Annotated in this window: 17 protein-coding genes; 16 read left to right on the top strand and 1 reads right to left on the bottom strand. The window is 66.2% G+C overall.

Annotation, left to right across the window (positions count from 1 at the left end; translation table 11 throughout):
- Position 1 precedes the first annotated feature (1 nt).
- The 15 genes from ACFSGX_RS14005 to ACFSGX_RS13935 all read left to right on the top strand — a co-directional run bounded on the left by ACFSGX_RS14005 (position 2) and on the right by ACFSGX_RS13935 (position 9,333).
- Positions 2-877: a S49 family peptidase gene (locus tag ACFSGX_RS14005; protein ID WP_380930834.1), complete on the top strand. Its 876-nt coding sequence runs from the start codon at positions 2-4 to the stop codon at positions 875-877.
- Between the two features lie 90 nt (positions 878-967).
- The gene (locus ACFSGX_RS14000) at positions 968-2,266 is read left to right on the top strand and encodes a phage major capsid protein (protein ID WP_380930833.1); all 1,299 of its coding nucleotides are present in this window, start codon (positions 968-970) and stop codon (positions 2,264-2,266) included.
- A gap of 22 nt (positions 2,267-2,288) precedes the next feature.
- Positions 2,289-2,738 (top strand): hypothetical protein, encoded by a 450-nt coding sequence (locus tag ACFSGX_RS13995; RefSeq protein ID WP_380930832.1) that lies wholly within the window; start codon positions 2,289-2,291, stop codon positions 2,736-2,738.
- A gap of 10 nt (positions 2,739-2,748) precedes the next feature.
- Entirely contained in the window at positions 2,749-3,420 is a 672-nt protein-coding gene (locus ACFSGX_RS13990) for a hypothetical protein (protein ID WP_380930831.1), read from the top strand.
- 13 nt (positions 3,421-3,433) lie between these two features.
- On the top strand, positions 3,434-3,976 hold the full coding sequence (locus ACFSGX_RS13985; RefSeq protein WP_380930830.1) for a head-tail connector protein: 543 nt from the start codon (positions 3,434-3,436) through the stop codon (positions 3,974-3,976).
- Positions 3,976-4,326 carry a head-tail adaptor protein gene (locus tag ACFSGX_RS13980; protein WP_380930828.1) on the top strand — a complete coding sequence of 117 codons (351 nt, stop codon included), beginning with the start codon at positions 3,976-3,978 and terminating at the stop codon, positions 4,324-4,326. Before ACFSGX_RS13985 ends, ACFSGX_RS13980 begins: the two co-directional genes overlap by 1 nt.
- Positions 4,323-4,505, top strand: a complete 183-nt coding sequence (locus ACFSGX_RS13975; RefSeq protein WP_380930827.1) for a hypothetical protein — start codon at positions 4,323-4,325, stop codon at positions 4,503-4,505. The genes ACFSGX_RS13980 and ACFSGX_RS13975 overlap by 4 nt, the downstream gene beginning before the upstream one ends.
- Positions 4,502-5,032 carry an HK97 gp10 family phage protein gene (locus ACFSGX_RS13970; protein ID WP_380930825.1) on the top strand — a complete coding sequence of 177 codons (531 nt, stop codon included), beginning with the start codon at positions 4,502-4,504 and terminating at the stop codon, positions 5,030-5,032. Before ACFSGX_RS13975 ends, ACFSGX_RS13970 begins: the two co-directional genes overlap by 4 nt.
- Complete coding sequence (locus tag ACFSGX_RS13965; RefSeq protein ID WP_380930823.1) at positions 5,029-5,433, top strand: hypothetical protein; 405 nt, start codon at positions 5,029-5,031, stop codon at positions 5,431-5,433. The genes ACFSGX_RS13970 and ACFSGX_RS13965 overlap by 4 nt, the downstream gene beginning before the upstream one ends.
- Positions 5,434-5,458: 25 nt before the next feature.
- Positions 5,459-5,692 (top strand): hypothetical protein, encoded by a 234-nt coding sequence (locus ACFSGX_RS13960; RefSeq protein WP_380930822.1) that lies wholly within the window; start codon positions 5,459-5,461, stop codon positions 5,690-5,692.
- 27 nt (positions 5,693-5,719) lie between these two features.
- On the top strand, positions 5,720-6,268 hold the full coding sequence (locus ACFSGX_RS13955; protein WP_380930821.1) for a hypothetical protein: 549 nt from the start codon (positions 5,720-5,722) through the stop codon (positions 6,266-6,268).
- Positions 6,268-7,752: an SGNH/GDSL hydrolase family protein gene (locus ACFSGX_RS13950; RefSeq protein WP_380930819.1), complete on the top strand. Its 1,485-nt coding sequence runs from the start codon at positions 6,268-6,270 to the stop codon at positions 7,750-7,752. Before ACFSGX_RS13955 ends, ACFSGX_RS13950 begins: the two co-directional genes overlap by 1 nt.
- Before the next feature lie 179 nt (positions 7,753-7,931).
- A complete protein-coding gene (locus ACFSGX_RS13945; protein ID WP_380930817.1) occupies positions 7,932-8,381 on the top strand; it encodes a hypothetical protein in 450 nt (149 codons plus the stop codon).
- 116 nt (positions 8,382-8,497) lie between these two features.
- Positions 8,498-8,917, top strand: a complete 420-nt coding sequence (locus ACFSGX_RS13940; protein WP_380930816.1) for a hypothetical protein — start codon at positions 8,498-8,500, stop codon at positions 8,915-8,917.
- Positions 8,918-9,003: 86 nt separating this feature from the next.
- Complete coding sequence (locus tag ACFSGX_RS13935; protein ID WP_380930814.1) at positions 9,004-9,333, top strand: hypothetical protein; 330 nt, start codon at positions 9,004-9,006, stop codon at positions 9,331-9,333.
- Here ACFSGX_RS13935 and bamE read toward each other — a convergent pair.
- Positions 9,330-9,617: an outer membrane protein assembly factor BamE domain-containing protein gene (gene bamE, locus ACFSGX_RS13930; protein ID WP_380930812.1), complete on the bottom strand. Its 288-nt coding sequence runs from the start codon at positions 9,615-9,617 to the stop codon at positions 9,330-9,332. The two genes, ACFSGX_RS13935 and bamE, sit on opposite strands and share 4 nt — an antisense overlap.
- A 154-nt stretch (positions 9,618-9,771) precedes the next feature.
- On the opposite strand from bamE, the gene ACFSGX_RS13925 reads away from it, so the two are divergent.
- On the top strand, positions 9,772-10,961 hold a 1,190-nt coding region (locus ACFSGX_RS13925; protein WP_380930810.1), incomplete at its 3' end, for a phage tail length tape measure family protein.

The raw sequence follows: 10,961 nt of genomic DNA, 5'->3' as shown, positions 1-10,961 counted from the left end.
GATGGACCGGTTTCTCGCCACATCCGCCCTATGGGCGATGCATCCCGCTTTCCTGGACGCGGAACTGAAGAGCGGCTCGATCGATGCCATGCTGCCGGACTCGGTCCGCCAGCTGGCGACGGTTATGGGCGGCGGGCAGCAGGCTGCCAAGCCGGCCGATCCGATCCGGGAGGGTTCCACGCTGATCCTTCCCGTCGTCGGAACGCTCGCGCCGCAGGGGCTGTACGGCAGGACCTATTACAATGTCCTGGCGGACCAGGTTCGCGATGCGGCGGCCGACGACAAGATCGGTGCGATCGTGCTCTCGATCCGGTCCCCAGGCGGATACGTGTGGGGCTGCGCGGAAGCTGGTGACGCGATCTACGAAGCACGATCGGTCAAGCCGATCGTCGCCGTCGCCGATCCCTATTGCTTCTCGGCGGCTTACTGGCTGGGGACGCAGGCGAGTGCGTTCTACTGCACGACCAGCGGTGAGGTCGGCTCGGTCGGCGTGCGGTCCGGACATACCGACATGTCCGGGTTCGAGAGCAAGATCGGCATGGTCACCACGTTGATCGCATCGTCGCCCGACAAGATCGCCGGGCATCCGTATGCGGCGCTGAGCGACGAAGATCGCGCGGAGATCCAGGCGTCGGTCGACGAGTCGAACGTCGCCTTTGCATCGGCGATCGCGCGGGGTCGCGGCATGAAGGCGGGCGATGTCGCCAAGGTCCACGGCACGGGCAAGACGTTCTCAGCACCGGCCGCGCTCGCGAACGGCGCGATCGATGGGATCGCGACGCTTCGCGACGTCGTCGCGCAGTACAATACCAGCCGTGCCCGGTTGTCGCTGATGCGACGGCAGGTGGCCGCAATGGAGATGGCTCTGACCATCTGACGAGATCCTCCCCGAACGGGGAAGACGGTCGAGCCGCTGTGGTTCGATCGATGTGGGCGCACGCCCAATCACAAAGTGAAGGAAAGCATCATGAACCTTGCGGTTCTGAAGGCGGAGGCGCGTGCGACCGCTCAGCGGCAGCAGACGCGTCTCCAGGCAGCGATCGACGAAAATCGCGATCTGACTGCCGAGGAGGAAACGGCAGACGCGGACGACAAGGCAAAACTGGCGCGCCTGACCGCGCAGATCGCTCGTGCCGAAGAGGCGATGTCCGCCGCGGCTGCGATCGGTTCGGCACCGGCGCAGACGCCGCCCGCAACCGCGCCGCCCGTCGGTACGGTGCCCGCGCAGCCGCGCGCCGCGCTCGACAGCGGCGGCTTCCGCGACATGGCCGACTTCGCACAGGCAGTTCGTTGCGCCAACCCGCAGGCCGGCCAGGGCTTCCGGATGGATGATCGCCTCGCCGCTCCGGCGAACGTCCATATGGAAGGCGGCGACGAGATGGGCAGCTATCTCGTGCCACCCGAGTTCCGGCAGCAGATCACGGACCTCGTCTTCGGCGACGGCAATGATCCCATCATGGATCTGATCCAGCCGGAAGCGACCGGATCCAACCGCGTCGTCGGCCTCGGCGACGAGACGACGCCGTGGGGCAGCACGGGGGTGAAGGCGTTCTGGCGAGCCGAGGCCGAGCAGATGCGCCCCACCCGCGCGCAGCTGACGCCACGCGAAACTAAGCTCAACGAGATCTACGCCTTCGTGCTAGCGACCGAAGAGCTCCTGCAGGATGCACCGCGCGTGGCCGGCCTGCTGACTCGTCACGCTTCCGCTGCGATCCGCTGGACCGTCGCCGAGGCGTTCATGTTCGGCGACGGTATCGAGAAGCCGCTCGGCTGGATGGCGGCTCCCGCAACGATTACGATCGCGAAGGAAGTCGGGCAGGCGGCTATGTCCCTTACGCGCCGGAACTTCTTCCAGATGTACTCGCGCATGATCATGCCCAGCCAGGCCACCTGGCTGATGAACAGCGAGGCGGTCGAGGCGCTGGCCGACCTGAATGACGAAGCGAAGCGGCCGGTGTGGCTGGAGAGCTTCCACGACAGCCCCGGCGGCGCGATCCTCGGTCGGCCGGTGATCTTCAACGAACATTCGCCGTCCGTCGGTCAGCGGGGTGACGTCCAGTTCGTCAACCCGAACGGATACGAAGCCTTCCGGCGCCAGAATGCGGCGACGTTCGCCGAGTCCATCCACCTCTACTTCGACTACGCCCTGACCGCGTATCGCTGGATGTTCCGCATCGGCGGACAGCCGGTGCTGTCGAAGCCGGTTCAGATGCCGAAGAGCAACCGGACCAAGTCCCACTTCGTCACGCTCGCCGAGCGCGCCTGACCCCTTCCGAGGAGAAACGACGATGTACCATAATCTCAACCTGTCCTCGCGGGTTGCCGTGCTCGGAGGCATCAGCCCCCGCGCCGCGGCGGTCGGCACGGTCAGCACGCCTTGGATGGATATGCAGATGCTGTTCACCGCCATGGCGATCCTCAGCATCGGTGCCTTCGGCGCCGGTGCCACGGTCGATGCCCAGATCGAGCAGGCGACGGATGCAAACGGGGCGAACGCCAAGCCGATCCCCGGCAGCCAGATCACCCAGCTTTTGGCGGCAGGCGGGAATGACCGTCAGGCGCAGATCGACCTGCGGCAAGAGGACTTCGATCGCAACGCCGGCTTCCGCTTCTTCCGCCTGACCGTGACGGTCGGCGGGGCGGCGACCCAGCTGGCTGCCTCGCTGATCGGGGCGGACTTCCGCGCCGGCAGCGGCACCCGCAACGCTGCGACCACGGTCGCGCAGACCGTCGGCTGAGGAGGCCCCCATGATCGAGTTCCTTCAGGACTACACCACCGAAGCGCTTCCCCCTGAGCGCTTCACCCAAGGCCAGCAGGTCGAGCGGTCGGAAGCAAGCGAGCGCTATTTCGTCGGTCGCGGCCTTGCCGGCTACGTCGTCGACGAAAAGCTGGTCGACGCCGATCACCGGCCGATCGTCACGCAGACCGTGACGATCGAGATCGTCGAGCCGGGCAATCGCCGTGGCGACCTGGCCGTGCGTGCCGGGGAAGTCATGACGGGTCAGCCGCCGCGTGCGACCTCCGGTCCGGGCGTGCCGTTCGTCGAGCCGGAAGCGGGTGTCGCGGGCAGTCCGGCGGTCGTGCTGGAAGCCGAGGTCGAACGGCTGAAGGGTGCGCTTTCGACCGGCGATGATCTGTTCCGCGAGATGAACAACTCGCACGTCGAGACGAACGGCACGCTGCGCGCCGATGTCGAGCGGCTAACCGGCGACCTGGCGGATGCCAAGTCGAAGGGCGAGACGGCGACGAACGACCTGCAGGCCCTTCGCGAACAGCATGACGCGCTGATCGCGAAGCACGACGAGGCAGTCGTCGAGCGGGATCGTCGCGATGAACGGATCGCCGAGCTGGAACGTCAGCTGGAGGCGAAGGCCGCGCCGGCCGACGCTTCCGGCAAGCCCAGCGCGCGCGGCAAGTAAGGGAGACGGGGCGGTGGCCAAGATCATGTCCGCCGCCCCGATCGACGCGGCGGCTGTCCTGCCGAACGTGCTGATCGATCAGTATGTGAAACCGGCTGGTGCTCAGACGGCGCTGCTCGACGCCTTTCGCAAGACGGCGATCGACTGGATCGAGGGGCATACCGCCAAGTCGCTCGCGCGGCGCCAGTGGACGGCGGCGTTCGACGGGTTCGGTGAAGCGTTGCTGCTGCCGCGCGAGCCCGTGCGGAGTGTCGTGGCCGTCGACTATGTCGACCTCGCGGGTGCAACCGTCGTCGGCGGTAGTTTCTGGCAGCAGGACGGATCGCAGATCGGCCCTAGTGCCAACGGCCGCTGGCCCGCCGCGTCGACCGCGCGAGGATCGGTGCTGGTGACCTTCGAGGCCGGTTTCGACGACGTCGGGAGCGAGGCGCCCGGCCTGCAGGTCGCGACGCTGATGCTGGTGAAGCATCTGTATGACGGTGGCTCGCTCAAGGATGTGCCGGACACGGTCCTGATGCTGGTCGACGAACCGCATCGTACGCCGGTGATGGCCTGATGCTGATCGATGCGCGGCATCTGGATCGTCAGATCACGTTCCAGCGCAAGGTCGCCGCCACAGGCTTCGCAAGCGCCGGGACCGAGCGGTGGGAAGACGTCGCGACGGGTGTCTGGGCCCAGGTGCGCGAGCTGCTGCCCAGCCGGGCGGAAAAGGTGGCGGACGGGCTGTCCATCGCCAACCGCCCCGCACGGATCCGTCTGCGGTGGAGAGACGACATTACGGCGGACATGCGGATTCTGCACGGGACGCGCGTGATGCAGATCATCGCTGGCCCGGTCGAACTGGGGCGGCGAGACGGCATCGAATTGATGGTCGAAGACTATTCCACCACGGGAGGCAGTTCATGACGCCAGTGACAAAGTTCGGGCGGCGCTCCCTGATGCGCGGCATGACCCTGCAAATGAAGGTGACCGGGCAGGCGCGAATGCGCGTCTGTATCTGGATCGGGGTGCGGCTCCTGCACCTGGCGAGCATTGTCATGGGACCGAAGGCGGTCATCGCTGTCGAGTTGCGTGGTCCCGAATGACGGCCACCATGCGTGGCGGCGCGGATCTCAGCGCCTTCCTTTCCTCCCTACCTTCGAACATCGAGCGCAACGTCCTGCGCAGCGCCCTGAAGGCCGGCGCGGACGTGATCGCGGAGGGCGCGCGCGAAGAGTGCCGCTCGTCCGAAGTCCGCGCCTCGATCGGTACGACGAGCCGCTCCGAAAAAGGCATCGTGACGGCGAAGGTCCAGACCAAGGGCGAAGGCGCGTTCATGGCGCCGTGGCTGGAGTTCGGGACCGACCCCCACTTCATCAGCGTCGACGACGATCAGACCGGCGGCAAGACTGTGCGGCGCATCAACCTGGAGGCGAAGCGCGGGTCGTTGGTCATCGGCGGCATGTTCGTCGGCTCGACGGTCTATCACCCCGGCGCCCGGCCCTACCCGTTCATGCGACCAGCGGTGGACACGCGCGAGACCGCGGCGATCGCGGCGATCAGCGCGCATATCGCGGGCAAGATGACGCGGGCCGGGATCGAGACGCCCGTCCCTGAGGATCCGGCGGAATGAGCGGTGTCCTGATCGCTGGCGAGTTGCTGACGGGCTTCGAGCCGCTCACGACGCTGGTGCCCGTCGACCAGCTCAAGGCGTGGGTGCTGCCGCAGGGCACGCCCGTCCCGTCGCTGGTCGCGACGTGCATCAGTCGGACGAAGGTCCAGTTTCTCGCCGCGGAGAGCGTCTGGCTGATGACGGAGCGGGTCCAGCTGACTGCGCGAGCCGCGAGCGGCTTGGCGCGCGCAGCCATCCTCCGCGCCGCGGAGCGCGCCTGTGCGGACCGTACCGGCACGATCGCCGGATTTGACCAGGTCGCGGTGTTGTTCGCCGGTGCCGGACCCGACTTCATGAATGACGCGGCCGACATCTTCATGGGCAGCATCGACCTGCGCATCAGCTTTAACGAACCCGCCTGACCCTTCCAGCTTACCGGAGACGAGCATGACGATCCCGAAAAAGAACGCGTTCGCGCTGCAGCCGATCACGCACGGTGACGACGCGTTCGCGCAGAAGGCCGTGATCCTCGGCATGGATGCCGGGCAGTTCGGCGACTGGAAGCTGGCAGGGCTGGTGCGCGAGGCGACCCCGGAAGAGGTTGCGGAGACCAAGGGCGAGAAGCCGGCACCGGCCAAGCCCCGCCCGAAGTCCCGGTCGAAGCCGAAAATGGCCGCCTAAGCAGGTTCAGCAGCAAGGCGAGATGGCATGACCAGTACGACCTCCGCCGGCACCACACTGGCGCTCTCGGCAGCGATGCCGACATTGCTGGACGCGGCCGGCTACAGCGCCCTGTCGTTCACGACAATCGGCGGGGTCGAGAGCATCTCCGCTTTCGGTCCACAGTCGGCCGTCAATACCTTCCAACCGCTCGCCGGCGGACAGCAGAAGCACAAGGGTCCGGTGAATTTCGGGTCGCTGCAGCTGCCCATCGCGGTTGATAAGGCGGACGCCGGCCAGGCGCTGCTGCGCGTGTTTGCTGAGCCGGATAACAACGGCCAGGCATCGTTCCGCGTAACCCTGCCGAACGGCGACCAGCGGTACTTCCGCGGTCGCGTGTTCGGCTCGCCGGAGACCGTTGGTTCGGCGACAAATGTGCTGATGATGACGGCTACGGTTGAGATCGTCACGCGACCGATCGCAACGGGGGCAGGCAACGTCTTCCCCCCCAACGCCCTATCCCTAGACGGCACGGACGCCATGATCCTCTCCCTGGACGGCACCGATGCTGGCATTCTCGTATTGGAGGCCGCGTGATGGCATACGTTAACTTGCAGAACATGTCCGCTGCCGAGAAGGCGTTGCTTCAGGCGGGGATCGCGGCGGCTGGTGGGGATGCGGCGATGCGCGACACTTCGCTGCCTTTGAACCGACTGAAAAGTCACCTTCTGCGGTTCGGTCTTAGTCCACAACTGCCGACCGTTATGCCGGTGGTCAACGGATTCCCCACGGTCACGGTGGGCACCATCGGTCAAGCACCGTTTGTCGGCGCAACGTCGGTGAACCGCTATCTCAAAGACAATGTCGGGGAAAAATGGTTCTCCATGTCCCGAGGCCGCGACGCTTGGCCCTACACTTTCACTTACAACGGAATCGACTACTACAACGGGCCACCCGGTGCGACCGAGACGACCAGCTTGGCGGCCATCGGCATGATCCACGACGGGCGTTTTCTCGGCGTTTATTCCCGCTGGAACGATCAAGTTCAGATGATCGTGGACGGACAGTTTGTCACGACGCCGTTTATTAGTCTTGGAGCCGGGACCGGTGCGCAGGGTAAGCCTTTGGTCGTCGATTTCGGTTCAAGCGCTCGGCGTTCCATAATTTACCTCACCCGCACCTCCGGGTTCGCGGGCTTCCGCATTGGGGCGGGTGACACGCTTGAGCCGCTGGATCTCAGCCAGACGCCGCGCATGTCGATGCTGTCCGACAGCTACGGAGGGTCCACGTCCCGCGACATCCCCGGTGGTGGCAACTTTGGCAACGCGGCCGTCCGTCTCGGCATTTACGATTTCTCCCAATCTCCCGGCGGAGGCTCGGGCTACATTACGCTTGGAACCGGCGGAAAGGTGTTCGGAGAAGCCAGCCGCGTTGCCGCGATGGTCGCCGGTAGCCCAGACTTGGTTTACGTCTCGGGCGGCGTCAATGACGGCATACCTGGGATCGGAGAAGCCGCCGCCGCCTTGTTCACCCAGCTTCGCGAGGCCCTGCCTAAGGCAGTTATTGCGGTACAGGCCCCTTGGTCGCCCAATGGCGAGAACATCGATAGTGCCATTCAGAAGCGGGACCTTATCTTCGCCGCTGCACGGGCGCTGCCTGGGCCATGGGTGCTGATCAATAGCCTGGCCGGCACTTGGGAGAACTCGTCCGGCAGAACGGGACGCGCAGGCAACGCCCCGTGGCAGACCGGAGACGGTCGTGGCGTGTCCTTCACAACCGCACTTGACGCCGCGACGGCTGGGACCCTTACAAGCGGCTGGAACGGCGGGAGCGGTAGCCGGAAGATCCTGTTCGACGACGGGTCGGTTCGTGATGTCGTTATGACTGCTGGATCGGCGGCTGTAACTTGGACAGGAGCGGTCAGCCACAGCGCGGGAGCCCTCGCGACCGCCTACACCAGCGTGGCGGGAAACAGCCGCTACATCTCGGACGGCACGCACTACGGGTCGGAAGGTAACAACTATGGCGGCGGCTCGCAGGCCACCGCTTTGCGCGCCGCCATTCTGGCAATCGCCGTCTAACCCCCACCCCCTACTCACCCCCCCCGCGACGGCGGCAGATGTGGGGGGGTAGCAGCCTCGCTCAGTAGCGACCTGTTCCCAGTTTCTTGGCCCTGACGCTTCGCGCTCGGGTGCCTCACCCCTTTTGCCCGCCGGGCGAAAACCCCCGCTGTTGCGGGTCATCACCATGGAGAAATATCATGCCAAGTTCGACTTCGGCGGGCACGACGATGGGCGTGTCCGTCGCCGCACCTGCGACCATGGACGCGGCCGGCTATGCCGCGCTGACGTACACCACGATCGGCGGCGTCGAGAGCATTCCCGCTTTCGGCGCGACCAGCGCCGTCAACAGCTTCCAGCCGCTGAACGGGCCACAGGAGAAGCACAAGGGTCCGGTCAACTACGGCTCGCTCCAGATCCCGATGGCAACCGACAAGGCGGACGCCGGTCAGACGATCATGGGCACGCTGGGCGAGCCCGACAACAACGCGATGGGCTCGTTCATCGTGACGTTCCCGAACGGCGACAAGCGGTACTTCCGCGGCCGCGTGTTCGGCTCCCCGGAGACCGTCGGCAGCGCAACCAACGTGCTGATGACCAACGCGACCGTCGAGATCAACACGAAGGTCGTGAAGGTCAACGCGGCCTAACCCCCTTCCCGAGATCCGGCGCCCGCGACGCCGGCATCCCCCTCATGTGTCGATCCGGTCCGCTGTCGCGGGTCTGGGCCGGGTCGACGCACCATCCTCCCGCGAAGGACGCATCCATGGACATCACCCGTTACAAGCCCGCCCCCACCTCGTTCATGCACCTTAAGAGCCCGGACGAAGAGGAGCCGATGTTCGAGACGATCGACGGCGCGAAGGAAGCGGTCGGCATCACGTTCCACAGCGCCGGCAGCCCGGCCTATGAGGCAGCGGTCGCGAAGCGGACGAACCGCTCGCTCGTCCGCAGCAAGAAGAAGGCGGAGCTGACCGCCGACTTGCTGCGCGCCGACACCGTCAACTTCCTGACCGACGTCACCGTGTCGTTCCACCATCTCGATTATCCGCCGGCCGATGGCGCGATCGGCGAGGATCTGTTCCGCGCCCTCTACGCCGACCGTGAATATGGCTGGGTCGTCGAGCAGGCGAACGCCCACCTGGGCGACTGGTCGAATTTTACGAAGGGCTCGGCGAAGAGCTGAGCCTCTACGTCCGTCAGGTCGCCTGGCTGCTTGCCATCCCCCGGTGGAAGGATGGCAGCGGCAAGGAGACGAGGCTGCCGGCGCGGATGGAAGGCTACAAGGCCCGCAAGGTCGATCCGCCGCTGCCGCCCCTCACCGCCCGTCACGTGTTCGACTGGCTGATGGAGGTCGGCCCGGCGGATGTCGGCGCCATGGGGCAGGTCCCGCTCGGCTGGTCGACCATCCGGGACTGGGCGGACGGTACGTTCCAGCAGCTGTCCGCGTGGGAGTTCCGGACCCTGCGGAAGCTGTCCGCCGAATATCTCGCCGAACTGAGCGCCGCCGAGGATCGCAACAGACCCGCGCCCTGGTCGCCGGGTCGTGCCGACATCGATCCCAAAACCCAAGAGCAGCAGCTGCGCGCCGTGCTTGGCTAGGGAACAAGTTTCGGCACACTCGTCAGCTTACCGTCACTGTCGAAAGGCAACGCGATCGCGCGCGAACTCGCTCCCAACATTGAGCCGGTGGAGTGAACCCAGGTCAGCCTCTGCTCTCCCGTCGCCGTGGTCACCGACTGATTTGGTTTCCCGAGTAAAGCAACGACGTCAGCCTTCGACATGCCAACAGCCAGGCGGGCGACATTTGCATCTTTGTAGTTGGTTCCCACTGAAACACACCCGGCGAGAAGTAGCGCGAAGCCGCTGACAAATAGACCTTTCATACCAACCCCAACCTCTACGCTCCGAACGGCACCTTGCCGGCCGGCCGGCACGCTATGCGACCGGCCAGCGAGAGTCGATCAGGCACTGGAGATCCGCATGGGCCAAAAAATTGCCTCGCTCGAGATCGAGCTCGCCATGGCAACAGGCGGAGCTATGTCCGATCTCAACCGCTTCGGCGGTGTCGTGGACAAGGTCAGCGCGCAGGCGATCCGCGACCTGGACCGGATCGATGCCGCGACCAAAGGCGTCGGTGACATGACCCCGGCGACCGAGAAGATGGTGCGGTTCGCCGAGCAGACGGCCAAGTCGGCGATCGCGGCCGCGCGTGAGCTGAACCGTATCGAGCAGGCCGGCGAGCGCATGGCGGCCTCGCTCGAACGGCAGGCGTCGGTGTTCGGCAAGACTACGTCTGAAATCCGACAGATGAAAGCGGCGGCCGCCGCGCTCGCCGCGGAGCAGGCCGGCCAGATCGAACTGGCGGGACGGATCCGCGCGGCCGAACAGCAGCTGTACGACGCGGAGTTCGCCGCGATGCGGAAGGCCGGCCAGGCGGCGGACGCGCTGGCGGAAGACCGGGCAGCCGCAGCGGCGCAAGCCGTGGCGGCAGCCGAGCGCGAGGCGACCGCCACGCGCGAGGCGGCGCACGCCTACGACCTGTTCAACGCCAAGGTGCGCGAAGGCGTAGCTGCGATGAAAGAGGCCGATGCCGCCACCGCGTCCAGCAAGCGCGAGGCCGATGCCCTTGCCACGCGCGACGCCGCGATCGCGTACAAACTATTCGAAGAGCGGGTCCGGTCGGGCGCGCAGGCTATGCGCGAGATGCAATCGGCCGAGGAGGCCCGGGCCCGTTCCTCGTCTGCCGCCGCGGTCACGCGCGAGGCTGAAGCGCACAAGCGGCTCGCCGACGAGGTGCGCGGGTCGCATGATGCGCAGATGGCGGACGCCGCGGCGGCCGAGCGGCTCCGCGCGTCGACCGACCCCCTCTACGCCGCGACCAAGCGGCTGAACGACGAGATCGCGGAGTCGACCCGACTGTATCGGACCGGGGCCACGGCGCCGGCGGAATATGCGCGCCAGCAGCAGGTCTTGGCCGGTCGGATCGAGGAAGTGCGCCGCTCGCATGATGCCAGCGCGACGTCTGCCCGGCGCGGTGCCGGCAGCATGGCGCAGCTGTCCTACCAGATCAACGACGTGGCCACGATGGCGGCCATGGGCGCCCCGCCCTTCCAGATCTTCGCAAGCCAGATCGGTCAGATTTTTCAGGTCGCGCAGCAGGCCGAGGGCGGGATGAAGGGTTTTGCCAAGCAGGTCGGTGGCCTGGCACTCGTGGCCGCGCCGTATGT

The organism is Sphingomonas arantia (assembly GCF_042682045.1).
Classification (GTDB): Bacteria; Pseudomonadota; Alphaproteobacteria; order Sphingomonadales; family Sphingomonadaceae; genus Sphingomonas_R; species Sphingomonas_R arantia.
Note: the sequence above shows the minus strand (reverse complement) of the source record. Positions and strands in the feature narration are given on the sequence as shown.